We start from the raw sequence: 22,883 nt of genomic DNA on the forward strand, positions 1-22,883 counted from the left end.
TACATCCATTTCATAAAAAAATGTTTCATTGTCATGAAAAAAATTGCATTTGCAGCGCTGATTGCCTCCTTGTCTTCCATCGCCTGTGCTGCCGACATGTACGTTGGTGCCGGTTTGAACCAGCTTGATATGAGCATTGATGGTGAGCCATCCCTCAATCCGACTGCGCTGAACGTAACACTCGGCACCGAAATTACCCCCAATTTTGCCGTCGAGGCACGTCTGTACACCAAGCTGACCGATGACAGCGTTCGTGTGAACAACACCACTTCCGTTGATATTGGTCTGGACCATGCAGAAGGTGTTTACGCCAAAGGCATTCTGCCGATCAACGAGCAGTTTTCCGCCTACGGTTTGGTGGGTTATACCAATGGTGCACTGAAAGCCAGCGCTGGTAATGTGAGCGTGACTTCCGATGATGACTCGGACTTCAGCTACGGCGCTGGTGCCACTTTCAAAGTGAACAAGCAGGTGGGTATCAATCTGGAATACGCTCGTCTGTTCAGCGGTTCTGACTACCACATCGACAACATCGGTGCCTCGCTGACTTATCGTTTCTGATATTTACTGCGTCAGGCATGAAAAAAGCGCCCCACGGGGCGCTTTTTTATTGCTGCGGCCAACCTTGCCTGTCTAGGCGGCCGGTTTCAGCGTGCGGCGGGCGGCCATGCGCTGGCCGGCCTGTGCCAGCTCGTTGTCGTTGATCAGTGCCGCAGCGGTGGGGAACAGCCATTGTTCTTCGCGCGCGGCGTGTTCGCGGTACAGGCGAGCAAACTCGTGTACTTCGTCGGCGCTGATCTCGTCCAGCTTGGCGGCGTTATAGGCCAGCAGGTCGTCGCGGATGGCGTTCCAGCGCGAGTGCAGGTAGCCGTGCTCGCCCAGCAGCTGCTCGATCTTGGGGGCGGCGTCCGGCTGGCGCGCCAGAATCAGCGGAAACAGCTCGTCTTCTTCATCCTGATGGTGGGCGGGCCCGGCCAGGTCGAAGTAGCGCACGATACCGGCGATGGTGTTGATCACCGCCTGGTTGCGGCCGTGCTCGTCGATATACGCCGGTAGCGCATCCAGCTGGTCGCAGAAGCGGCGCACCTTGTCATGGCACGCGTACAGCATGTCCAGCGGCTCGTCGAACGAGGGGGCGGCTGCCGAAGCAGTCAGGGCGTCTAGGCTAAGCATGGCCATCTCCTGGGTAAGGGTTGTGGGCAGTATGGGTGGCTTTGCTGCATTTGCACATGATGTTGCTCAAGCGCCTGCCAGATAGGGCACTCGCAGCAGGCCGCCGCCATGCGGTAAAGTGACGCACCCCTGTTTGCCGGAGCACGCCATGCCTGTGCCGTTTTGCGTATCCCCCCTGCCGCACGATGCGGCCAACCTGGCTGCCGCGCTGGCGCTGCACGACGCGGCCCACGCGCTGGAGGTCGGCTGGCTGGACGGCTACCGCCTGCCGCGGCTGTGGCGCAGCGTAGACGACATCAAGACCAGCCCCTTGCAGATTCTGGCGGCGTGGGACGAGGCCGGTACGCTATGCGGCCTGCTGACGCTGGGGCGCTACAAGGATGGCCGTGCCGAGATCGCCCGTACCCTGGTACACCCGCAGCGCCTGGGCGAGGGCTGGGCCGGGCGGCTGCTGACGGTAGCGCTGCAGCACGAGCAAGGCGCCACGGTCATGACGGCCGCGGCCAACCAGGCCGCCGTGCGCTGCTACCAGAAGGCCGGTTTTGTCGAGAACAAACGCTTTGCCGCGCCGGATGGCCTGCCGCTGCTGCGCCTGTCGTGGGCTCGCGACGACAGCCCGTTGACGCTGAGCCTGGGCAGCGATGGCTGGGTGGACCAGGCGCAGCAGATCGCCTCGCCCAACTGTGACGATTACCCCGAACCCGCCGCCACGCCGCTGCTGGTGGTGCACAACATCAGCCTGCCACCGTACCGTTATGGTGGCAGCGGCGTGGCTGAGCTGTTTACCAATACGCTGGACCCAGCGGCGCACCCGTTTTACGCCGAGATCGCCCACCTGCGCGTGTCTTGCCATTTCTTTATCCGCCGTGACGGCAGCCTGCTGCAGTTTGTGCCGGTGCACCGCCGTGCCTGGCACGCCGGGGTATCGCAGTGGCAGGGGCGCGAGCGTTGTAACGACTTTGCGCTGGGGGTAGAGCTGGAAGGCTGCGATGTCGAGCCGTTTGCCCACGCGCAATACCGTACGCTGACCGCGCTGGCGCAGCTGCTGCAGGCGCGCTGCGGCGTGCAGGCCATTACCGGCCACGAGCACATTGCACCGGGCCGCAAAACCGACCCCGGCCCGTATTTTGACTGGGCGCGGCTATCTGCCACCCTGGGCCGCCGCCTGCCCGACCCGGCCTGACCGGGGCGGCCCCGCATTGCCAGCCCGGGGCTGCCTTCTTATGATGGTGGCCCCGCGCTCCTTTTGGCCCTGCCCGATGATTGTTCTCCCCCGCTATAACTGGCTGCGCCTGCTGTTTGTCTGGCATGGCTCGGTATTGCCGCGCATCGTGTCGCGCCTGGCGATTGTGTTTGCCCTGTCGCTGCTGTCCGCGGTGCTGGACGGCTGGTGGCTGAGCCAGCATGCGGATTCGGCGCTGAATGTCAGCATCTTTACCCTGATGGGGGTGTCGCTGGCCATCTTTCTGGGCTTTCGCAACTCGGCCAGTTACGAGCGCTTCTGGGAAGCACGCAAATTGTGGGGCGGCCTGCTCATCGTGAGCCGTTCGCTCACCGGCAAGCTGCAGCCGGTAGCCGCGCCGCAGGGTCGGCCCATGCTGTACGCCGTGTGTGCGCTGACCTACGCGCTGAAAGGCCAGCTGCGCGACGACGATATTCACCCGCACCTGGTGCGCCTGCTACCGGCTGACTTGGCCGAACAGCTGCGTAGCGGCCGCAATAGACCGGCGCGCATTCTGGGCTGGCTGCATGCACAAAACTACCAGCTGCTGCGCGACGGGCACCTTAGCGAGCAGCAGTGGCTGTCGGTAGACCGCAACCTGGACACCCTGGGCGAGGTCATTGGCGGCTGCGAGCGTATCCGTAACACGCCTATCCCGTTTACCTACCGTGTGCTGCTGAACCGTACCGTGACCGGCTACTGCCTGCTGCTGCCTCTGGGCCTGGTCACGACCATCGGCTGGCTCACGCCCATCATCGCCGTGTTCATTGCCTACACCTATCTGGCGCTGGACAGCCTGGGCGACGAGCTGGAAGAGCCGTTTGGCAAGGAAGGCAACGACCTGCCGCTGTCGGCGCTGTGCTATGGCATAGAGCAGTCGGTACGCGACATGCTGGGTGAGGCCATGCCCATCGAGCCACCGCCACGGCAGGGCATTTACCAGTTCTAAGCGCCTGCCCAAACGCGTTTCACGGCTGTTGTTGCGACAAGCGCCAGAACAGGCGCTCAGCGCGTACCGGCGCAAGAATCGGGTTGCCGCGCTCGCGGCCAACCCGCATGCTGGGGTCTTATCCATACCGGGGTCTGCCATGGCAATGCCTTCGCTGCTTCGTCTGATTCTGCTGGCTGCCATCTGGGGCAGCAGCTTTTTGTTCATGCGCGTGCTGTCGCCGGTGCTGGGTGCCCTGCCGGTGGCAACGGGGCGCGTGGCCTTTGCCAGCCTGGGCTTGTGGCTGCTATTGCGCTGGTGGCGCTTGGCCATCCCCGCCGGCCCGCGCTGGCGTGCGGCGCTGTGGCTGGGCGTGATCAGCTCGGCCGTGCCTTTTCTGATGTATTCCCTGGCCGCCAGGGTGCTGCCTGCCGGCTATAGCGCCATGTTCAATGCCACCACGCCGCTGATGGCGGTGGTGGTCGGCGGGCTGGCGTTTGGCGAGCGCCTGGCACCGGCACGGCTGGCGGGGCTGATGCTGGGGCTGGCCGGGGTGGCGGTGCTGTTGCAAACCGGCCCCGTGGCGCTGACGCCGGCCGTGCTGCTGGGCGGCGGCATGTGTTTGCTGGCTACCACCTGTTATGCCTTGTCCGGCTACCTGACCCGGCGCTGGATAGGCGAGCAGGGCGGCATGGATAGCCGCCTGGTGGCGCTGGGCAGCCAGCTGGGTGCATCGGCTGCCTTACTGCCGCTACTGCTAGCGAGCCTGGCGTGGCAGCCCTTGCCGCTGGCCGCGCTGGACGCCGGCCATTGGCTAGCGTGGCTGGCGCTGGGGCTGTTGTGTACTGCCGCGGCCTATGTGCTGTATTTCCGGCTGATTGCCGACGAGGGGCCGCTGAAGGCGATGAGCGTGACCTTTGTCATTCCGGTGTTTGGCGTGCTGTGGGGCGTGCTGTTTCTGCACGAGACGCTCACTAGTGCGCATCTGGCGGGTGGCGTACTGATTGCGCTGGCGCTGTGGCTGGTGGTGCGCCAGCCGGTCGCAAAATGAAAAAAGGTTGGCCGCGGCCAACCTTTTTTGTCTCGATACTGCCCCTGCAGGGCGGGGTTACAGCTCGACCTGGGCGCCCATTTCCACCACGCGGTTGGACGGAATCTGGAAGAAGTCGGTGGCGCGCAGCGCGTTGCGGCTCATCCACACAAACAGCTTTTCACGCCACGGCGACAGGCCTTCGCGGTCGGTCTGGATCAGCGTTTCGCGCGACAGGAAGAACGAGGTATCCATCAGCTCGAACTGCATGCCCTGCGCCTCGCACAGGTCCAGCACCTCTTGCACGCTAGGCGTTTCCTTGAAGCCGTAGTAAGCCATGACACGCCAGAAGCTGTTGGACAGCTGCTCGATCTCGATGCGCTTTTCCGCTTCGATATACGGTACTTCTTCGCTGCGGATAGTCATCAGCACGATGCGCTCGTGCAGCACCTTGTTGTGTTTCAGGTTATGCAGCAACGCGTGCGGTACGCCGTGGGTGGAGTTGGTCAGGAACACGGCGGTGCCCTGCACGCGGTCTGGCGAATACGATTCCATGTTCTCGATGAACCCGTCCAGCGGGATGGCCATTTCGTTCAGGCGGCTCATCAGCAGCTTGCGGCCCTGGCGCCAGGTGCTCATCAGGATAAAGGCGATGACACCGATCAGCAGCGGTAGCCAGCCACCGGCAAAGATCTTTACCACGTTGGCCGCAAACAGCGGGATATCTACGCACAGCAGCGCCACCAGCAGTGGTGCCACCACCCATACCGGCCATTTCCACTGTTTCAGCGCCACGGTGCAGGCCAGGATGGACGTAATCACCATGGTGCCGGTCACGGCAATACCGTAAGCACCGGCCAGCGCGCTGGAGGTCTGGAACATGACGACCACGGCAATCACCGCAAACAGCAGGCCCCAGTTCACCAGCGGGATATAAATCTGGCCGATTTCCTTGTCCGAGGTATGGGTGATTTCCATGCGCGGCAAATAGCCCAGCTGCACTGCCTGGCGGGTCAGCGAGAACACGCCGGAAATCACGGCTTGCGACGCAATGACCGTGGCCGCGGTAGACAGGATCACCATGGGCATCAGCGCCCAGTCAGGTGCCAGATGGAAGAAAGGGTTGGCGCGCGCGGCCGGGTCGGCCAGGATTTCGGCGCCCTGGCCAAAGTAGTTCAGCATCAGCGCGGGCAGCACATAAAAGAACCACGCCAGACGGATGGGTTTGGGGCCGAAATGGCCCATGTCGGCGTACAGGGCTTCGGCACCGGTCAGCGCCAGTACTACCGAGCCCAGCGCCAGAAAGCCCACGGCCTGGTGTTCCAGCATGAAGGCAATGCCCCAGGCCGGGTTCAGCGCGGCCAGCACCGCCGGGTTGCCCAGGATGCCGTGCACACCCAGCGCAGCCAGCGCGGCAAACCATAGCATCATCACCGGGCCAAACAGCTTGCCCACGCTGGCGGTGCCGTGTTTCTGGATGACAAACAGCCCTACCAGTACCGCAATGGCGATCGGCAGCACATAGGGTTTGAAGCTGGGGGTAATCACCTCCAGGCCTTCCAGTGCCGATAGCACTGATACCGCCGGGGTAATCACCACCTCGCCATAGAAAAAGCCGCCACCCATCAGGCCCAACGCGGCCAGCAGCCAGCCTTTGTTGCCGATGGCGCGCCGTGCCAGTGCCATCAGGGTCAGAATACCGCCCTCGCCGCGGTTATCGGCGCGCAGGACGAAGGCCAAGTATTTCAGCGATACCACCAGAATCAGCCCCCAGACAATCAGGGACAGAATACCCAGTACGTTTGCTTCGTTGGGTGCCAGGCCCAGGTGCGGGCTGAAGCATTCTTTCAGTGTGTAGAGCGGGCTGGTACCGATGTCGCCATAGACCACGCCCAGGGCGGCCAGGGTAATGCCCGCCAGTGCTTGTTTGTTATGCGCTTGCATGATGCTTTGTATTGTTGTTAGAGGGTTTTGCGCAGCCATTTTGCTGCATTGCAAAAGTAAGGCACAGGTGAGCGCGCAGATTACTCTGCTGGCCGCCAAAAGACCATGCGGCCAACCCGGCTTGTTGCGCTTTATGCGTATCGTGTAGGTGCTTTGCCACAATCACTCTCAGGTGTGGTGTTTCTGCCGTGCCAGCTGCGACCAGCAGGGCATTTATCGCGAGAAACTCAGAATTTCGATAATTTAACTTGCATATATGCCGGCATTTTTTTAGCGTCATGCTAACGAATCGCGGTAGGACTGCCGTGCACTGGCCAGATTGACACAAACCCCGTGCGGTAGCGAGCAGTGAGATCAATCACCAGACAAGAGGCAGGGTATGCGTAGAGGGCTGCTATGGGTAGTGGGCTGCTGGGCGGTATGGGTGCAGGCCGCCCAACCGCTGCACTTGCTGACGCAAGAGCAAGCCCCCTACGCCATGCAGCTGGCCGATGGTGGCCAGGTTGGCTTGGCAATGGACACGGTGCGCTGTGCATTCCAACGGCTGGTTCAGCCGGCCGAGATAAAATTCGTGGCCTGGACACGCGCGCAGCGCCGCGTGGAAAGTGGCGAGGGCGACGGTTATTTCCCGGCATCACGCAATACCCAGCGCGACGCGCTATCGCAATGGTTTGGCCCGGTAGCACCGCAGCAATGGCGCTGGTATCTGCGCCGTGACAGCCGGCTGGACCCGTTATCGCCAGGTTTTCGCCAGTACGCACGTGTCGGTGCGTATGCCGGTTCCAATATGCTGCACTGGCTGCAGGAGCAGCATTATCAGGTCACCGTATCGCCACCCGAGCACGACCAGATACTGGATGTGCTGCTGGCTGGCCGGGCCGATGCGGTACTGGCGGCCAACTTGGCCATGGACAAACTGCTGATGCAGCGCGGGGCGGCAAGCCAGGTGCGCTCGGTGCTGGCGCAGGACAAACCCCTGGGCTTGTACCTGTCGCACCGTTATCTGGCACAACAGCCAGCGGCTTTTGCCGGCAAACTGCAGCAGGCGCTGGCGCGCTGCCAGCCGGCTACGCCGCCTTGATGCCGGCCTGCAGGCCCAAGGGCAGGAAGGCGGCGCCGCGTACCCCACCATCGTCGCCGTGGCGGGCTTTTTCGATGCGCGGTACGCGGGCAAATTTCAGCATGTAGCGCGGCAGGCGTTTGGGCAGCTCGCGGTACAGCTCGTCAAAATTGGACAGCCCGCCGCCCAGGACGATCAGCTCCGGGTCCAGGATGGCCAGATAGCCGGCAAAGCAGCAGGCGGTCAGCTCGAAAAACTGCTCCACAAACACCACTGTCGCCGGGTGGCCCTCACGGTAGCGCTGGATGATGTCCTGTGCGGCCAACCTTTCGCTGAAACGGTGAAAAAACAGCTGCTCGAAGCCGCGGCCGGACAGGTAGTTGTCGATGCAGCCACGTTGGCCGCAGCCGCAGGAAAACACGGGCAAGTCGCCACCAAAGGCCTGTAGCGCATCGATAGGCAGGCGCATGTGGCCCAGCTCGCCGGCCACGTGGTTCAGGCCATTGTGGATCTGGCCGCGAAAAATCATGCCGGACCCCACGCCGGTACCCAGGATCACGCCCAGCACCGAGGCCAGATGCTGGTTGGCCGCATCCATGGCTTCGGACAGTGCAAAGCAGTTGGCGTCGTTATCGATATATACCGGGCGGCCCAGGCGCTCTTGCAGGTCTTCCTGCAGGCGGCGGCCATTGGCAGCGGGTACATTGGCGGTGAGCAGGCTGCCGCTGATGCTGTCGATAATACCGGGGATACCCAGCCCCACGCTGCCCTGGCAGCCAAGCTCACTGTCCGCCTGCCGCACGGTAGCGCACAGCTCGTCCAGCAGGGTGGCGTAATCTTTGGGGGTAGCAAAGCGGTGCTGGCGTACGCGGCTAAGCGTGGCGTCGAAGGCGCCGAACGCGATTTTGGTACCGCCGATGTCAAATCCGTAAAGCATGGTGAAGTCAGTCTTGGCTAGGAGGCCTGGCGTGCCTGTGGTTGGTGTCCGGGGTACCGGGCAAAGTAATGGCGAAGCAAAAAAGTGCCGTTGCCGGTATGTCTGCGCAAGGCGCTACAGGCAACGGCCAAGCTCTGCATGACCTCTCCAGAGGTTGGCAAGGCAGAATTCTACCTTACCCGCCCTGAAAACCGGGCTTGCGCCCGGGTACTACCAATCGGTCTGGTTTAGAAACCGATCCACACGCCAGTCAGGAACTGGTTGGTGTCTTTTGCGCCGCTGGCTTTCGGGGCCACCTTGGTCAGGCGGGCATACCACTCGGCACCGCCGCCGATATCACGGCCGTACTGCACGGCAAAGCGGCTGTAGTCGTCGGCCACGCCGGTGTTGTTCTGGTTCATGTACGCCGCCTTGATGTAACCGGCCTTGCCCAGGGTGTAAGTCAGGCCCAGCGAGGTTTCGCTGCCCTTGTTGGTTTGCTTGCCGGCTTTTTCCTGCTTGTAGGACTGCACCATGGCGCGCAGGGTCAGGTCGTCGCTCACGCCGACCGACGCCGCCAGATATTGCTGGCTGTTTTCGGTGTCGTTAGTGACGGTAGTGGTTTCAGTGACTACGCCGGTACCCAGATCCGCCTTGGATTCCTTGGTTTTGGTGGCAGGTTTGCCGCCCAGTACACCGGCGTAGATCGTGGCTTTACCCACGGCCAGGGTAGCGGCCAGGTCGTAGACGCTGTCTTTGTTGTGCTTCTCGTTGCCCCAGCCGTGCTGTGCGCTAAAGCTGAAGTTGCCCAGCGCTGGCGACTGGTAGCTCAGGGTGTTCGGCAGGTACACCTTGCTGGTCACCTTGCCGGCGCCGCCTTCGGCGACAGGCCAGAAGCCGACTTGGCCAAATGGCCAGTCCAGGGTCAGGTAGCTGTTGATGAAGGCGCGGCCGGCCTTCACGGTACCAAAGTCGCCAGACAGGGTGACATACGCTTCGCGGCTGCCGATGCCCACTTTGTTTTCCACGGTTTCACCGGTGGCGATCTTTTGCGAGATACGTGCGCCCAGCTTGTTACCGCCGGCGATTTCCTTGCTGGCGTCAATATTCAGCAGCAGGGCACGGTCCAGCTCGCTGGTGGTGGTTTTACCGTTGTCGGTCACGATGTAGTTGGCTTCGGCCGAGCCGCTCAGTTTGAATACATCCGTCCAGCCATCGGCAAAAACCGGGGTGGAGACGAGCGAGGCGATGATCAGTGCCAGGGTTTTGCGTTGCATGTGAAGTTCTCCGTTTGCTGTGTTGGTGCTGCCTGCTCAATGCCTATGTCATTTAAGGTGGGCGTGACACGGCATTTCTCTGTTGAGCGTGATTTTTCGCCCGTTAAAACGAGTGTTCTGTGCGGCGTATGGCCTGGCCGTCCGGGCCAAACAAATGACACTGCGCGGTATCGATTGCCAGCCAGGCGCGGCTGCCGCTCGCCGGCGCAGGGCTGTCGCTGCCCAGCTTCACGGCCAGTGGTTCGCTTTGGCCGGCGGCGCGGGCGTACACGATCTGCACATCGCCCAGGTGCTCTACCAGCTCTACCGTCACCGGTACGCCGTGCTCGGCAAAACGCAGGTGTTCTGCGCGTATGCCCAGCGTCAGCTCTCCTTCTGCGCGGGCACCCAGCAGGGTGAGCAGCTCGCCGCCTGGCAGCCGGATGCTGGTGCTGTGGCCAAAAATGCTGGCGCTCACCGGCAGGAAGTTCATCTTCGGGCTGCCCAGAAAGCCCGCCACAAACAGGTTGGCCGGGTGCTGGTACAGCGCCAGCGGGGTGCCGACCTGTTCGATGCGGCCAGCGTTGAACACGGCGATGCGGTCGCCCATGGTCATGGCTTCTACCTGGTCGTGCGTCACGTAGATCATGGTGCTGCCCAGGTCCTGGTGCAGGCGGGTCAGCTCGATGCGCATCTGCACGCGCAGTGCGGCGTCCAGGTTGGACAGCGGTTCGTCAAACAGGAAAACGTCGGGCTTGCGCACGATGGCGCGGCCAATGGCCACGCGCTGGCGCTGGCCGCCGGATAGCGCCTTGGGTTTGCGCTCCAGCAGGTGGCCGATTTGCAGGATGTCGGACGCGCGGGTGACGGCGTCGTCGATGTCCTTTTTGCTTTTGCCCGCCAGCTTCAGGCCGAAAGCCATGTTTTCGCGCACGGTCATGTGCGGGTACAAGGCGTAGCTCTGGAACACCATGGCCACGCTGCGTTTGGCTGGCGGTACATCGTTGGCCAGCGTGTCGCCGATCCACACTTCGCCTGCGCTGATGTCTTCCAGGCCGGCAATCATGCGCATCATGGTGGACTTGCCACAGCCGGACGGGCCGACAAACACCATGAATTCGCCATCGCGGATATCCAGGTCCACGCCGTGAATCACGGTGGGGCCTTCGTCGTAGGTTTTCTTGATTTGCTTCAGTTTCAGTTCAGCCATGTTCTTTTCCTTGGTGCGGCTCAGGCCAGGCGGGCCGGCATGCGGCCATGGGCGTCCAGCGTGCCCAGCAGCCAGTCGGCTACCGCGTGCAGGGCAGCGTCGGCAAAACCGTAGGTCAGCAGGGCGGGGGCGTTCAGGTCGGCGGCGGCGTAGGGGTTCCACAGCGCCAGGTGCAGGTCGGGCTGCCAGCTGGCGGCCTCGCGCGCGCCGTAGCGTTCGCGGGTAGTCGATGCCAGTACGGTGTAGCGGCCATCCTGCGGCAGCGTGGCCCAGTCCAGCGCCTGGCGGCTGGCAAAGGTCACCACGTCCAGCTCGAAGTGCTGGCGTAGCACGCTCACCAGCGTATCGGCCGACAGGCCGGCTTCGGAAACGCCGTCGGACGGTGCTTGCTGCTGCAGGACCAGGCGCAGCTGGCGCGATGTTGGCCGCAGCGGCTGGCCGTGGGCGGTGAGCGCGCGGCGCCAGGCGTGGGCAAACAGTGCCACGTCGGCGGCTTCTTGCGCCGGGCTGTAGCTGCGGGTGCGGCTGGGGTGGCGTGCTACCAGGGCGTTAACGCGCTGCTCGGCCTCGGCCAGGCGCGCCGTGCCCAGGCTGCCGTCGTGTACGGCGTCTACCAGTGCCTGGCGGCTGGCGGCCATTTCATCGACAAACTGCAGCACCAGCGACAGGTCGGCACCGGCGCGCAGCGCCTGCGCGGTACCGGCGGCCTGGCCCCAGCGTTCGCGGATGGCTTTCATGTTCATGCCGTCGGTAATGGCCACGCCCTGGTAGCCCCATTGCTGGCGCAGCAGGGTGCCGAGGATGGCCGGCGACAGCGTGGCCGGCCACGCTTCGTCCAGCTGCGGAAACAGGATGTGCGCGCTCATCAGCGCGGCGCTGTGCGGCAGCAGGGCGCGGAATGGCGCCAGCTCGTAGTCGTCCAGCGCGGCGCGGCTTTTGTCTACCACCGGCAGGTCCAGGTGCGAGTCGGTATGGGTGTCGCCGTGACCGGGGAAGTGCTTCACGCAGCAGGCAATGTTTTCCTGCTGGTGGCCGCGCATCCAGGCTGCGGCCAACCTCACCGCGCTTTCCGGGTGTTCGCCAAAGCTGCGTTCGCCGATCACCGGGTTTTGCGGGTTGTTGTTCAGGTCCAGCACCGGGCCGTAGTTCAGGTTGATGCCCAGCGAGGCCAGGCCACGCGCCAGCGCAGCGCCTACGTCTTGCGCCAGCGCCTCGTCGCCCACCGCACCCAGCGCCATCGCCGACGGCGCTTGCGGCAGGAACAGCGTGCGCATTACGGCGCCGCCTTCCTGGTCAATGCCGATCAGCACATCGTCGCCGCAAGCATCGCGCAGCTGCTGTACCAGCGCACGGGTCTGGGCCGCATCCTGCACATTGCGGCGGAACAGGCAGATGGCGCGGATATGGTTGTCGCGCAGAAAGGTTTTTTCGCTGTCGCTCAGCGTGGTGCCGGCCACATCCACCATCAGGGCTCGGCCGGCAAGGCGGTTCAGGTCTGGGTTCATTTCACTGCTCCGTCAAAGCCGCGCAGGAAGTAGCGCTGGGTAAACAGAAACACCATCAGAATGGGCAGCACGGTCAGTACAGCCCCGGCGGCTACGACGCGAATCTTGAAACTGAAGGCACCGGACAGGTACAGCACGCCCACCGACAGCGGGAACTTGTCCGGGCTGGCCATCACGATGGACGGCCAGATGTACTGGTTCCACGCCGCCACCAGGGTCAGGATGGTGAGGGCGGCCAGCGCCGGGCGCGCCAGCGGCAGCATGATGTGCCAGAAGATTTGCCACTCGGTGGCGCCGTCTACGCGGGCGGCGTCTACCAGGTCGTTCGGTACTGCCTCGAAAGCCTGCTTCATCAGGAAAATGCCCACCGCACCCGCCAGGCCCGGCAATACCACGCCGGTATAGGTGTCGCCCATGCCCAGCTTGGACACGGTGATGAAGTTCACCAGGAAGTTCACCTCCGACGGCAGGATCATGGTGGCCAGAATCGCGCCGAACACGATGTTGCGGCCAGGGAACTGCATGCGCGCCAGCGGGTAGGCCGCCATGCTGCATACCAGCAGCGTACCGGCCACGGTCAGCACCGAAATGATGATGGAGTTCTTGTAGAACGCGATCACATCAATGGTGTTGAACACTTCGATGAAGTTGTCCAGGCCCGGGTTTTCCGGCCACATGCGTGGCGGGTAGGTAAACACATCGCCGCTGGTAGACAGCGCCGTCACCAGCGTCCACCAGAACGGGTACACGGTAATCACCGCCAGCAGCGTCAGCACCAGGTAGTGCAGCGTGTGCTTGGCCAGCTTGTTCATATTGATTTTCTTTGCCGTGGCAGCCAGCGGCATGGGCAGGGTTTTTTCCATGGCTTGCCTCATTTCTTGCGCGGTTGCAGGTAGCGGAAGTTCAGCCAGGCCAGCGCCACGCAGAACACCGACATCACCAGGCTGGCGGCCAGTGCCCGGCCAAAGTTCAGCGACTTGATACCGAACTCGTAGGCGTAGAACAGCGCCGTATAGGTAGACTGCATCGGGCCACCTTTGGTCATGATCTGCACCTCCTCAAAGCACTTCACGGCGGCCAGCATGGACATCACCGAGCACAGCAGGATGGTGGGCATCAGCAGCGGCACGGTAATCTTCCAGAAGCGCTGCCAGGCATTGGCACCGTCCAGCACCGCCGCTTCGTACACGTCTTGCGGCACGCTCTGCAGGCCGGCCAGGTACAGCACCATGTACCAGCCCAGGCCGCGCCAGATGGTGACAAACATCACCGAAAACAGCGCAATGCGGTCGTCGCTGAGCCAGCCGATGGGCTCGTTGATCACGTGCAGCCAGCGCAGTACCGCATTCAGCGCGCCGTCGTCGGTGTACATGAAGTTCCAGATCACCCCGATGACCGACACCGTGGTGACTACCGGCAGGTAGTACGCCGCGCGGTAAAACTTGATACCCGGCAGCTGGTTGTTCACCAGCACCGCCAGCAGGATGGCCAGCACCTGGATGGCTGGCACCACCAGCAGGTACAGCGCCGAGTTTTGCAGCGCGCTGATAAACAGCTCGTCTTCAAACAGCTCGCGAAAGTTATCCAGACCCACCCACACCGGGGCGTCGATCAGGTTGTATTGCGTAAACGCCAGGTAAGAGCCAAAGCCCACCGGCCAAAACGAAAACGCCATTAACAGCAGCAGTGCCGGGGTCAGAAACAGCCAGGCCTGCAGGGTGTTTTTCTTGGAAGCACTCATACTCACCGCACTTTGCAGATTGCAAATCTTGTTCTCATACCCGTTGGCCGCAGGCAAAGCCGGGCCACCCCTGCCTGCACCGGGGCGCAGGCAGGGCGGGGGCGTGGTGCTGCTAGCGCAGTAGCAGCCCGACGGTCAGGCGGGTATTACAGTTTGCTGTTCCAGAAAGCCACGGCTTCATCCAGTGCCGCTTTCGGGTCTTTGCGGCCGGTGACGGCTTGCTCTACTGCGGCAGCCAGCTTGTTCGACAGCACTTCCGGGTCTTTCACGCCGGACAGGAAAATGGTGCGGGTGCTATCCAGGCTGGAAGCGGCTACCGCTACCGCTTTCTCTACCGCGCCGCCCGGGGCAGCGACGGTCTGGAAGTGCGGGTCTTTGGCCGCCTTGCCGCTGGTAGGCAGGGTGCCGGCCAGCTTGGAGAACGCCAGCTGGTTGGCGTCGTTAGTCAGGTAGTTGGCGAACTTGCCCACCTCGGGCAGCAGCGCCTTGTCCACGTTCTTTGCCACGGCAAAGTTGAACATCCAGCCACCAGAGGCAATGCCGGTCGGGCCTACCGGTGCAGCGGCCACGGCCGTAGCCTTGTACAGCACCGGCGCTTCGTCACGGATACGCGTCAGCGAGGCCGGGGTGGAAACCAGCATGGCCATCTTGCCGGCGTTGTAAGCCTGCATCTGCACCTGGAAGTTATCCTGGGCAAACAGGTTGTCTTTCAGCAGCGCGCCAGCCTTGTAGGCATCGGCCAGCTTTTTCATCATCGCCACGTGCGCCGGGCTGTTGAACGCGGCCTTGCCGCCTTTCACCACGTCCAGGCCGTTCTGGATAAAGAAGCCTTCAATCTTGGTGGGGCCCAGCGTAGGCGCAAAGCCTGCTACACCGGTTTTGGCCTTGATGGCCTTGGCAAACGACAGCTGCTCGTCAAACGTCTTTGGCGCAGCCTTCAGGCCGGTGCGGGCAAAGATGTCTTTGTTGTAGGCAATCACGTTGGCGCCGTTGTAGTGCGGGAAGGCGTAGATCTTGCCTTCAAAGGTCACGTCAGCCAGCGCGCCCTTCACGAATTGCTCTGTTTTGATCAGGCCGTTCACCGGCTGGATCAGGCCATCCTGCTTGTAGTCATACGCCCAGGGCACGTTCAGGTTTACCAGTGCCGGCGGCTTGCCGGCGCCTACCGCAGCAGTGAATTTGGCCTGGATCACATCCCACGGGTAGTCCGTCCACTTCACCTCTACGCCAGGGTTCTGCGCGTTGTACTTGCCCACCAGGTCTTTGAAGTAGCCGTCGAATTTGGGCGACAGGCTCATGGTCCACACCTCGATTACCGGTTTGTCGGCGGCAAAGGCGCTAAAAGAGGCAGTCAGGCCAACGGCCAGCAGCGTGGCGCTGGCGATAGATTTCAGTTTCATGCTCGGACTCTCGTTCGGGTTGTGTTGTGGTGGCGGCCGCCCGGCGTGTGTCACGGCTGGCGTCCTGTTGGCAGCGTTGGGCTACCGGTCTCTCGTTGGCGGCAGCACTGGCGGTTGTTATAAAGCCTTGGTGCAGCGGCGAAGCCAATCTAATACCAGCGAAATACCAGAGCAATACCAATGTGAAACCTTTGTGGAATGTTGCAGCGCAACTACATCAAAAATGCAACAAATCAGCAGTGGTATCGATACCAGCCCGCTAAAAACCGCCCGTTTGATAACGCAGGTTATTATTTTGCGCTGAGCTATTTAAAAGCACTTTTCAGCCATAAATCTTCATAATCATGGTATGTCATGCTGATGTTGCCACGTGCTAACACGTGTTCAGCCGCATGCTGTCAGGCAGCTGGACAGGGCTGGTGGGGTGGCTTTTATTGGTATGGTGTCTGGTGTGCTAGTGGTATGGGTGGCGGGTGCCTGGCGCTAGTTGGCCGCAGGGCGCGGCCAACCCTGCGGCAGCCGCATGGCATACTGTGCGCCTGCCCCACAGGTACACCACCATGACCGATACCCAGACTGCTTTGCCCCTCCTGCCGACCGACGCCCCAGCTACCAAAGACTTGCTGGGCTTTAAGCCACACGCTGAAAGGTTGGCCGCATTAATCCAGAAACAGATTCCGGACAAAGCCAGTTTTGTCATCGGCATCGAAGGCGAGTGGGGTGAAGGCAAGTCCAGCTTCATCAACCTGCTGAAAGCGGTGTTTCCTACCGAGGAAACGGATGAGGCGCGGCCAACCATCGTCGATTTCAACCCGTGGTGGTTTGAAGGCTCGGACCAGTTGCTGCGGCACTTCTTTGATGAGCTATTGGGGCAGATCGACCGCTCCGGTCGCTGGACGGCGCCCGCCCGCAAGTTCATGCGCGGGCTTGCCGGCCTACTGGATGGAGGGGGGAAAGCGGCTCAGCTAGTATCAGATCCTGGCGTGATAGCCGCAGGTAAGACGGCCGAAAAGGCTGGAGGACTTCTGAAGAAGTTGGGCGGTGAAAAGACCAGGTCGGCTCAAGTATTGAAAGCCAGCTCTAAGCACGTGCTGGAAGCGCAACGCTTTAAAACCGTCGTCTTCATCGATGACCTCGACCGCTTGCCAGCGCGCGAGATTGTCGAGCTGTTCCGCGTCATCAAGGCGGTGGCCGACCTGCCCAATATCGTCTACGTCATCGCCTACGACCGCGCCATCGTGGCGTCGGCGCTGGATGAGGTACACAAGGGCAGGGGTGAAGCGTATCTGGAGAAAATCGTACAGCTGCCGTATCGCTTGCCGAAGCCGACGCCTGCGGCATTCAGAGCGTACTGGCGGCGGGGTTTGGGCGTATTGCCGTCATTCAAGGACAAGCTGGCTGATTCGACTGCGGATACCGCGGATTGTTTGCAAGTTCTGGTTGATGCATTTGTGCAAACCCCGCGCGACATGAAGCGCTTGTACGCGAATTTGCTGCTTAACGACTCGGTGGCGCAACAGCTGGGGATAACGGCCGAGGACTTTGCCTTTCTGGAAGCCATGCGCTTGAAAAATGGCGCGCTGTGGCGTTCGGTTGCCAAGATTTGGACGGAGCCGGATCAGCTGAGAGAGTTAAAAGCAGGAGGTGATTACAATCAAAGCGTCGGCGACGCGGGGCAGATGAAGCCTTTCCCGTGGGGAATGCAAGAAGCTGAGTTGGCATGGATGAAAGACCGAGGGATCGATTTTGCAGAATTGCCATCGGCTACCAAGTCGGCCTTGATGTATTTTTTGGGCTGGTCGGAAAGAAAGACGGTTCAACACCGCGAGCTCGCCGCCACGGAGCTGGTGTCCATGTGGGCGGCTTTGCGTTCAGGAAATGAGCAAGAGATGCAGCGGCTTGCCCGAGCATGGCAGTCTTACCTGCAATATGCGCGTGAGGCGGGCACCGACGATTCGTGATGCGAGCTGCGGTTTAATAGGGGCGCAGTGGGCCTGCACTTGCGGCCAACCTTCCCCCCGCCCGCTGCTACCCGCTACAATCAACCCCATTTCGCAGAATTTCCAAGGAACCCGCTCATGCGTGCCTCGCAGTTTTTCATCTCTACCCAGAAAGAAGCCCCCGCCGATGCGGATATCGTTAGCCAGAAGCTGATGCTGCGCGCCGGTTTTATCCGCAAGGTGGCCGCCGGTGTGTACAACTGGATGCCGATGGGCCTGCGCAGCCTGAAAAAGGTGGAAAACATCGTGCGCGAAGAGATGAACCGCGCGGGTGCCATCGAGCTGGTGATGCCTATCGTGCAGCCGGCTGGCCTGTGGCAGGAAACCGGCCGTTTCGACGGCATGGGCGCCGAGCTGCTGCGCTTTAAAGACCGCCACGACCGTGACTTCGTGATTCAGCCGACGTCCGAAGAGGTGATTACCGACATCGCCCGCGCCGAGCTGCGCAGCTACCGTGCGCTGCCGAAAAACTTCTACCAGATCCAGACCAAGTTCCGCGACGAGCGCCGCCCGCGCTTTGGCGTGATGCGTGGCCGCGAGTTCACCATGAAAGATGCGTACTCGTTTGACCGCACCGCCGACGACGCCGGCAAGAGCTACGACAATATGTTTGCCGCCTACTGCCGCATCTTCGACCGCCTGGGCCTGACCTACCGCGCCGTGGCGGCCGATACCGGCGCCATTGGTGGCGACCGCTCGCACGAGTTCCAGGTGATTGCCGAAACCGGCGAAGACGCCATCGTGTACTGCCCGGACAGCGACTACGCGGCCAACATCGAGCTGGCAGAAGCGCTGGCCCCGGCGGGCGAGCGCGCTGCTGCTGGTGCCGAGCTGGCCAAGGTGCACACGCCTGGCGTGAAAACCATCGCCGACCTGGTGAGCTTCCTGAACGTGGACATCACCCGCACCGTGAAAGCGGTGGTGGTGGAAGGCGAAGAGGGCGAGGCGGTACTGATGCTGGTACGCGGCGACCACGAGCTGAACGAAGTGAAGGCCGAAAAAGTAGCCGGCATCAAGAAACCGCTGACCATGGCCAGCCCGGCGCTGATCAAGGACGCGTTTGGCGCCAACCCTGGCTCGCTGGGCCCGGTAGGCTTCAAAGGCCGCGTGGTAGCCGACCGCACCGTGGCGCTGATGGCCGACTTTGTGATTGGTGCCAACGAAGACCACTACCACTACACCGGTGCCAACTTCGTGCGCGATTGTGCCGAGCCGGAAGTGGCCGACATCCGCAATGTGGTGGTGGGCGACCCGTCGCCGTGCGGCAAGGGCGTGCTGGCGATTCAGCGCGGTATCGAGGTGGGCCACGTGTTCTACCTGGGCACCAAGTACTCCCAGGCCATGAACGCCACCTTCCTGGACGAAGATGGCAAGCCGAAACACTTTGAAATGGGCTGCTACGGTATCGGCGTGAGCCGCATCCTGGGCGCGGCCATCGAGCAGAACTTCGACGACAAGGGCATGATCTGGCCGGACGCCATCGCGCCGTTTGCCGTGGTGATCTGCCCGGTAGGCTACGACCGCTCCGAAGGCGTAAAAGCCGCCGCCGACGCGCTGTACGCCGGCCTGCAGGCACAGGGTGTGGACGTGATCATCGACGACCGTGGCGAGCGCCCGGGCGCGATGTTTGCCGACTGGGAGCTGATCGGTGCGCCGCACCGCGTGACCATTGGTGACCGCGGCCTGAAAGAAGGCAAGGTGGAGTACCAGCACCGCCGCGATAGCGAATCCACCGCGGTAGCGCCGGACGCCATCCTGGCGCACGTACTGGCCAAGCTGGCCTGATTGCGGCCATGACCCCGCTGCGCTTTGCTCTGCCCTTGCTGCTGGCTGCCTTGGTGGCGGCCCCGGCGTGGGCGGGTGCGCAGCGCGAGGAGGCGCTGGCGGCCAACGTGGCCAGCGCCATGTCGCGCAGCATTGCCGATGTAAACGCGCCGCGGCTGGTGTTTGAAGACCCGCGCGAAGGCCCGCTATGGCTGGCCGAGATGTCGCGCCGGCTGGAAAAACGCATCCCGGACCAGTGGACGCGCGAGCGCTTGCTGACGGCAATTCACTACGAAGCCACCCGCGCCGGGTTGGACCCGCAAATGGTGCTGGGGCTGATTCAGGTGGAAAGTGGCTTCAAGAAGTACGCCATTTCGCCGGTGGGCGCGCGCGGGCTGATGCAGGTGATGCCGTTCTGGGTGCGCAGTATCGGGGCCAGCGGGCATAACCTGTTCGACCTCACCACCAACCTGCGCTACGGCTGCACCATTTTGCGGCATTACCTGGATATCGAGCGCGGTAATCTGTTTCGTGCGCTGGGCCGCTATAACGGTAGCCTGGGCCGTGCCGAGTACCCGAACCTGGTGGTGGGGGCGTGGAAGGCGCACTGGCAGTGGCAGCAGCCCGCCGGCCAGCTGCTTACGGGCTATCAGCCTGCCAGCCGCTAGTTGGCCGCAAAGTTTATGTGCCAATAAAAAACCGCCTTAGGGCGGTTTTTTATTGGCCGTGGCAGGCTCAGGCGCGTTCGCCCTTGGCCAGCAGGAAAATGCGCGTACCGGCCAGGCGGTCGTGCAGGAATTGTTTGTCGTTATCCATGAACACCCATAGTAGCGGCAGCAGCCACCACGCCAGCGCCGCCCACAGTGCCAGTTTGGGCGAGCCCAGCGAGGGCAGCCAGGTGATGTACGACAGCACCGGTACGCCGACAAACAGCACCAGCGCGACGGCAAATCGCACGCCGGCCTGCTGCCACGACAGCGGGCGGCCATCGGGCATGGCCACTTTCAGCCGCCACGGCTTCATCGCCAGGGTTTGCCCGCCTTTTACCCAGCAATAGCCAAAGTAGCCAAAGAACACGCCCGCCACAAACAGGCGGTACAGCCATTCCAGCACGGGGGCGTGGTTGCCCAGTGCCAGTACAGGCGTAAAGGCGGCGGCAGCAACCAGCCACAGGGTGCCAACAAGCAGGGATTCGTACATCAGGCTGGCCAGACGGCGCGTCAGGCCGGGAAAGTCTGCAGAGCGGGTCATGATGATAGGGAGAAGCAGGGGAAAAGCCTTGCGGCCAACTCAGCATCTTACCAAAGCCCCCGTGTGCCGCCTACCCCCATAAAAGTGGCTGTTTTTGCTGGTTTTTGCCCTTTTTTTGCACCTGCACAAAAGCGCTTGACCGACTTTGGTGCTTCGGCTAAGTTCGTTCATCACGGGACAAAAAATTAATACCTGAATTAAGAAGAGGCAAAGATGCAGATATCGGGCGCGGAGATCCTGGTTCGCAGCTTGCAGGAAGAAGGAGTCGAATTCGTTTTCGGCTACCCCGGCGGCGCGGTCCTTGAGATATATGATGCTATTTTCCGGCAGCAGCAGTTCAAACACGTACTGGTGCGCCACGAACAGGCGGCTGTGCATGCGGCCGACGCTTACTCGCGTTCCAGCAACAAGGTAGGTGTCGCCTTGGTGACATCCGGCCCTGGCGCGACCAATGCCGTGACCGGCATTGCCACGGCGTATATGGATTCCATCCCCATGGTGGTGATTTCGGGCCAGGTGTCCACACCGGCCATCGGCATGGATGCGTTCCAGGAAGTGGACATGGTGGGCATTACCCGCCCGTGCGTGAAGCACAACTTCCTGGTGAAAGACATCAACGAGCTGGCTGCCACCATCAAGAAGGCGTTCTACATTGCCGCCTCCGGCCGCCCCGGCCCGGTGGTGGTAGACATTCCGAAAGACGTGACCCAGCGTCTGGCCGAGTTCCACTACCCGGAAAGCGTGAGCATCCGCTCCTACGTGCCGGTAACGCGTGGCCACCCTGGCCAGATCAAAAAGGCCGTGAACCTGCTGGCCGAAGCCAAGCGCCCGTACATTTACGTGGGCGGCGGCGCGGTGCAGGGCAATGCCTCGGCCGAGGTCACCGAACTGGTGAAAATGCTGGGTGTGCCATGTACCAACACCCTGATGGGCCTGGGCGCCTATCCGGGTCAGGATCAGCAGTTCCTGGGCATGCTGGGCATGCACGGCACCTACGAAGCCAATATGGCCATGCAGTACTGTGATGTGCTGATTGCCGTGGGTGCGCGTTTTGACGACCGCGTGATCAGCGTGCCGTCGCACTTCCTGTCGCAGCCGAAAAAGATCGTCCACATCGACGTAGACCCGTCCTCCATCGCCAAGCGCGTGAAGGTCGACGTGCCTATCGTGGGCGATGTGAAGCACGTGCTGCGTGACATGATCGACCTGCTCAAGCAAACCGGCCAGCAAGTGCCACCGCAAAACCTGGCTAACTGGTGGAAGCAGATCGAAGAATGGCGCAGCTACAACAGCCTGCTGTACACCCCGTCTACCGAGCTGATTAAGCCGCAGTACGTGGTGCAGAAGCTGTACGAAATCACCGGCGGCGATGCCATCATCACCTCCGATGTGGGCCAGCACCAGATGTGGGCCGCGCAGTACTACCCGTTCAAGCGCCCGAAACAGTGGCTGAACTCCGGTGGCCTGGGCACCATGGGCTTTGGCTTGCCTGCCGCCATTGGCGCGCAGCTGGCCAACCCGGATGCACAAGTAGCGTGCATCACTGGTGAAGGCTCCATCCAGATGAATATCCAGGAGCTGTCCACCGCCAAGCAGTACCACACCCCGGTGAAGGTGATTGCACTGAACAACCGCTACCTGGGCATGGTGCGCCAGTGGCAGGAGTTCTTCTACGGCACCCGCTATTCCGAGTCGTACATGGACGCGCTGCCGGACTTCGTGAAAATTGCCGAAGCCTACGGCCACGTGGGTATCAAGGTGGAAAACCCGGCCGACGTAGAGCCGGTGCTGCGCGAAGCGTTCAGCCCGGCGCTGAAAGAGCGCCTGGTATTCCTGGATTTCCGTACCGACCAGTCCGAAAACGTGTTCCCGATGATCCAGAACGGCAAAGGTCTGGACCAGATGGATCTGCCGCCGCACATGCGCGACCTGCAGATTGCCCCGTTCGAGAACAACCGTGACTACGGCAACATGTGTTAAGGCCTAGCAGCATGCGACATATTCTTTCTATTTTGCTGGAAAACGAAGCGGGCGCCCTGTCACGAGTAGTGGGACTTTTTTCCGCGCGCGCATACAATATCGATTCGCTGACCGTGTCGACTACCGAAGACCCGACACTGTCGCGCATGACTATCGTGACCCACGGGTCTGACGAAGTCATCGAGCAGATCACCAAGCAGCTCAACAAGCTGATCGAGGTGGTCAAGGTGATTGACCTCAACGAGTCCGACCATATCGAACGCGAGATGATGCTGATCAAGGTCCGTGCCAATGGCAAGGACCGTGAAGAAATGAAGCGCATGGCTGATATCTTCCGCGGCCGCATCATCGACGTGACGGAAAAGACCTACACCATCGAGCTCACTGGTACCAGCGACAAGCTCAACGCCTTTATCGAGGCGATCGACCGTTCAGTGATCCTGGAAACGGTGCGTACCGGTGCATCCGGAATTGGTCGCGGCGAACGTATTCTGAAGATCTGA

General features: G+C 61.9%; 20 protein-coding genes and 1 pseudogene. 11 read left to right on the top strand and 10 right to left on the bottom strand.

Annotated features, from left to right (window positions below; all coding sequences use genetic code 11):
- Window positions 1-33 precede the first annotated feature (33 nt).
- Complete coding sequence (locus tag ACZ9XP_RS09690) at window positions 34-561, top strand: porin family protein (RefSeq protein ID WP_465188336.1); 528 nt, start codon at window positions 34-36, stop codon at window positions 559-561.
- A gap of 72 nt (window positions 562-633) precedes the next feature.
- Here the strand turns inward: ACZ9XP_RS09690 and ACZ9XP_RS09695 are convergent, their stop codons facing one another.
- A complete protein-coding gene (locus ACZ9XP_RS09695) occupies window positions 634-1,173 on the bottom strand; it encodes a hemerythrin domain-containing protein (RefSeq protein ID WP_465188337.1) in 540 nt (179 codons plus the stop codon).
- 148 nt (window positions 1,174-1,321) lie between these two features.
- On the opposite strand from ACZ9XP_RS09695, the pseudogene ACZ9XP_RS09700 reads away from it, so the two are divergent.
- From ACZ9XP_RS09700 to ACZ9XP_RS09715, 4 genes and pseudogenes are all read left to right on the top strand, one after another.
- A pseudogene (locus ACZ9XP_RS09700) lies at window positions 1,322-1,750 on the top strand (GNAT family N-acetyltransferase); the annotation flags it as partial.
- Between the two features lie 48 nt (window positions 1,751-1,798).
- Complete coding sequence (gene ampD / locus ACZ9XP_RS09705) at window positions 1,799-2,356, top strand: 1,6-anhydro-N-acetylmuramyl-L-alanine amidase AmpD (protein WP_465188346.1); 558 nt, start codon at window positions 1,799-1,801, stop codon at window positions 2,354-2,356.
- A gap of 76 nt (window positions 2,357-2,432) precedes the next feature.
- On the top strand, window positions 2,433-3,344 hold the full coding sequence (locus ACZ9XP_RS09710; protein WP_206211306.1) for a bestrophin family protein: 912 nt from the start codon (window positions 2,433-2,435) through the stop codon (window positions 3,342-3,344).
- Window positions 3,345-3,483: 139 nt separating this feature from the next.
- Window positions 3,484-4,374, top strand: coding sequence for a DMT family transporter (locus tag ACZ9XP_RS09715; protein WP_147686192.1), 891 nt, complete (start codon window positions 3,484-3,486; stop codon window positions 4,372-4,374).
- A gap of 57 nt (window positions 4,375-4,431) precedes the next feature.
- On the opposite strand, the gene kup is transcribed toward ACZ9XP_RS09715, so the two are convergent.
- Complete coding sequence (gene kup / locus ACZ9XP_RS09720; RefSeq protein ID WP_147686190.1) at window positions 4,432-6,297, bottom strand: low affinity potassium transporter Kup; 1,866 nt, start codon at window positions 6,295-6,297, stop codon at window positions 4,432-4,434.
- Between the two features lie 379 nt (window positions 6,298-6,676).
- Between kup and ACZ9XP_RS09725 the strand changes: the two genes are divergently transcribed.
- Window positions 6,677-7,378: a type 2 periplasmic-binding domain-containing protein gene (locus ACZ9XP_RS09725; RefSeq protein WP_147686188.1), complete on the top strand. Its 702-nt coding sequence runs from the start codon at window positions 6,677-6,679 to the stop codon at window positions 7,376-7,378.
- Here the strand turns inward: ACZ9XP_RS09725 and nagK are convergent.
- The 7 genes from nagK to ACZ9XP_RS09760 all read right to left on the bottom strand — a co-directional run bounded on the left by nagK (window position 7,365) and on the right by ACZ9XP_RS09760 (window position 15,385).
- On the bottom strand, window positions 7,365-8,294 hold the full coding sequence (gene nagK, locus ACZ9XP_RS09730) for an N-acetylglucosamine kinase (RefSeq protein ID WP_147686186.1): 930 nt from the start codon (window positions 8,292-8,294) through the stop codon (window positions 7,365-7,367). The two genes, ACZ9XP_RS09725 and nagK, sit on opposite strands and share 14 nt — an antisense overlap.
- 227 nt (window positions 8,295-8,521) lie before the next feature.
- Complete coding sequence (locus tag ACZ9XP_RS09735) at window positions 8,522-9,550, bottom strand: porin (protein WP_147686184.1); 1,029 nt, start codon at window positions 9,548-9,550, stop codon at window positions 8,522-8,524.
- Between the two features lie 103 nt (window positions 9,551-9,653).
- On the bottom strand, window positions 9,654-10,739 hold the full coding sequence (locus ACZ9XP_RS09740; RefSeq protein ID WP_147686181.1) for a sn-glycerol-3-phosphate ABC transporter ATP-binding protein UgpC: 1,086 nt from the start codon (window positions 10,737-10,739) through the stop codon (window positions 9,654-9,656).
- Window positions 10,740-10,759: 20 nt separating this feature from the next.
- Window positions 10,760-12,244, bottom strand: coding sequence for a beta-N-acetylhexosaminidase (nagZ, locus tag ACZ9XP_RS09745; protein ID WP_147686179.1), 1,485 nt, complete (start codon window positions 12,242-12,244; stop codon window positions 10,760-10,762).
- Window positions 12,241-13,107, bottom strand: a complete 867-nt coding sequence (locus ACZ9XP_RS09750; RefSeq protein ID WP_147686176.1) for a carbohydrate ABC transporter permease — start codon at window positions 13,105-13,107, stop codon at window positions 12,241-12,243. The genes nagZ and ACZ9XP_RS09750 overlap by 4 nt, the downstream gene beginning before the upstream one ends.
- A gap of 8 nt (window positions 13,108-13,115) precedes the next feature.
- A complete protein-coding gene (locus ACZ9XP_RS09755; protein WP_465188338.1) occupies window positions 13,116-13,985 on the bottom strand; it encodes a carbohydrate ABC transporter permease in 870 nt (289 codons plus the stop codon).
- A gap of 146 nt (window positions 13,986-14,131) precedes the next feature.
- Window positions 14,132-15,385, bottom strand: a complete 1,254-nt coding sequence (locus ACZ9XP_RS09760) for an extracellular solute-binding protein (RefSeq protein WP_147686171.1) — start codon at window positions 15,383-15,385, stop codon at window positions 14,132-14,134.
- Window positions 15,386-15,945: 560 nt separating this feature from the next.
- Between ACZ9XP_RS09760 and ACZ9XP_RS09765 the strand changes: the two genes are divergently transcribed.
- The 3 genes from ACZ9XP_RS09765 to ACZ9XP_RS09775 all read left to right on the top strand — a co-directional run bounded on the left by ACZ9XP_RS09765 (window position 15,946) and on the right by ACZ9XP_RS09775 (window position 19,817).
- Window positions 15,946-17,346 carry a KAP family NTPase gene (locus ACZ9XP_RS09765; protein ID WP_147686169.1) on the top strand — a complete coding sequence of 467 codons (1,401 nt, stop codon included), beginning with the start codon at window positions 15,946-15,948 and terminating at the stop codon, window positions 17,344-17,346.
- 117 nt (window positions 17,347-17,463) lie between these two features.
- Window positions 17,464-19,170 carry a proline--tRNA ligase gene (locus ACZ9XP_RS09770; RefSeq protein ID WP_147686167.1) on the top strand — a complete coding sequence of 569 codons (1,707 nt, stop codon included), beginning with the start codon at window positions 17,464-17,466 and terminating at the stop codon, window positions 19,168-19,170.
- Between the two features lie 8 nt (window positions 19,171-19,178).
- Window positions 19,179-19,817, top strand: a complete 639-nt coding sequence (locus tag ACZ9XP_RS09775) for a lytic transglycosylase domain-containing protein (protein WP_147686165.1) — start codon at window positions 19,179-19,181, stop codon at window positions 19,815-19,817.
- A gap of 67 nt (window positions 19,818-19,884) precedes the next feature.
- Here the strand turns inward: ACZ9XP_RS09775 and ACZ9XP_RS09780 are convergent, their stop codons facing one another.
- Window positions 19,885-20,400 carry an RDD family protein gene (locus tag ACZ9XP_RS09780; RefSeq protein WP_147686163.1) on the bottom strand — a complete coding sequence of 172 codons (516 nt, stop codon included), beginning with the start codon at window positions 20,398-20,400 and terminating at the stop codon, window positions 19,885-19,887.
- A gap of 213 nt (window positions 20,401-20,613) precedes the next feature.
- Between ACZ9XP_RS09780 and ilvB the strand changes: the two genes are divergently transcribed.
- On the top strand, window positions 20,614-22,380 hold the full coding sequence (gene ilvB / locus ACZ9XP_RS09785; RefSeq protein ID WP_147686161.1) for a biosynthetic-type acetolactate synthase large subunit: 1,767 nt from the start codon (window positions 20,614-20,616) through the stop codon (window positions 22,378-22,380).
- Between the two features lie 11 nt (window positions 22,381-22,391).
- A complete protein-coding gene (gene ilvN, locus ACZ9XP_RS09790; RefSeq protein WP_147686159.1) occupies window positions 22,392-22,883 on the top strand; it encodes an acetolactate synthase small subunit in 492 nt (163 codons plus the stop codon).

It is taken from the genome of Vogesella perlucida (genome assembly GCF_979366545.1).

Excerpts from the sequence above, each read along its gene's own strand:
- ilvB (WP_147686161.1), top strand. The coding sequence starts at position 20,614 with ATGCAGATATCGGGCGCGGAGATCCTGGTTCGCAGCTTGCAGGAAGAA.
- kup (WP_147686190.1), bottom strand. The coding sequence starts at position 6,297 with ATGCAAGCGCATAACAAACAAGCACTGGCGGGCATTACCCTGGCCGCC.
- ACZ9XP_RS09750 (WP_147686176.1), bottom strand. The coding sequence starts at position 13,107 with ATGGAAAAAACCCTGCCCATGCCGCTGGCTGCCACGGCAAAGAAAATC.
- ACZ9XP_RS09775 (WP_147686165.1), top strand. The coding sequence starts at position 19,179 with ATGACCCCGCTGCGCTTTGCTCTGCCCTTGCTGCTGGCTGCCTTGGTG.
- ACZ9XP_RS09780 (WP_147686163.1), bottom strand. The coding sequence starts at position 20,400 with ATGACCCGCTCTGCAGACTTTCCCGGCCTGACGCGCCGTCTGGCCAGC.
- ACZ9XP_RS09710 (WP_206211306.1), top strand. The coding sequence starts at position 2,433 with ATGATTGTTCTCCCCCGCTATAACTGGCTGCGCCTGCTGTTTGTCTGG.
- ilvN (WP_147686159.1), top strand. The coding sequence starts at position 22,392 with ATGCGACATATTCTTTCTATTTTGCTGGAAAACGAAGCGGGCGCCCTG.
- ACZ9XP_RS09740 (WP_147686181.1), bottom strand. The coding sequence starts at position 10,739 with ATGGCTGAACTGAAACTGAAGCAAATCAAGAAAACCTACGACGAAGGC.
- ACZ9XP_RS09760 (WP_147686171.1), bottom strand. The coding sequence starts at position 15,385 with ATGAAACTGAAATCTATCGCCAGCGCCACGCTGCTGGCCGTTGGCCTG.
- nagZ (WP_147686179.1), bottom strand. The coding sequence starts at position 12,244 with ATGAACCCAGACCTGAACCGCCTTGCCGGCCGAGCCCTGATGGTGGAT.
- ACZ9XP_RS09735 (WP_147686184.1), bottom strand. The coding sequence starts at position 9,550 with ATGCAACGCAAAACCCTGGCACTGATCATCGCCTCGCTCGTCTCCACC.
- ACZ9XP_RS09725 (WP_147686188.1), top strand. The coding sequence starts at position 6,677 with ATGCGTAGAGGGCTGCTATGGGTAGTGGGCTGCTGGGCGGTATGGGTG.
- ACZ9XP_RS09715 (WP_147686192.1), top strand. The coding sequence starts at position 3,484 with ATGGCAATGCCTTCGCTGCTTCGTCTGATTCTGCTGGCTGCCATCTGG.
- ACZ9XP_RS09765 (WP_147686169.1), top strand. The coding sequence starts at position 15,946 with ATGACCGATACCCAGACTGCTTTGCCCCTCCTGCCGACCGACGCCCCA.
- ACZ9XP_RS09690 (WP_465188336.1), top strand. The coding sequence starts at position 34 with ATGAAAAAAATTGCATTTGCAGCGCTGATTGCCTCCTTGTCTTCCATC.
- nagK (WP_147686186.1), bottom strand. The coding sequence starts at position 8,294 with ATGCTTTACGGATTTGACATCGGCGGTACCAAAATCGCGTTCGGCGCC.
- ACZ9XP_RS09770 (WP_147686167.1), top strand. The coding sequence starts at position 17,464 with ATGCGTGCCTCGCAGTTTTTCATCTCTACCCAGAAAGAAGCCCCCGCC.
- ACZ9XP_RS09695 (WP_465188337.1), bottom strand. The coding sequence starts at position 1,173 with ATGCTTAGCCTAGACGCCCTGACTGCTTCGGCAGCCGCCCCCTCGTTC.
- ACZ9XP_RS09755 (WP_465188338.1), bottom strand. The coding sequence starts at position 13,985 with ATGAGTGCTTCCAAGAAAAACACCCTGCAGGCCTGGCTGTTTCTGACC.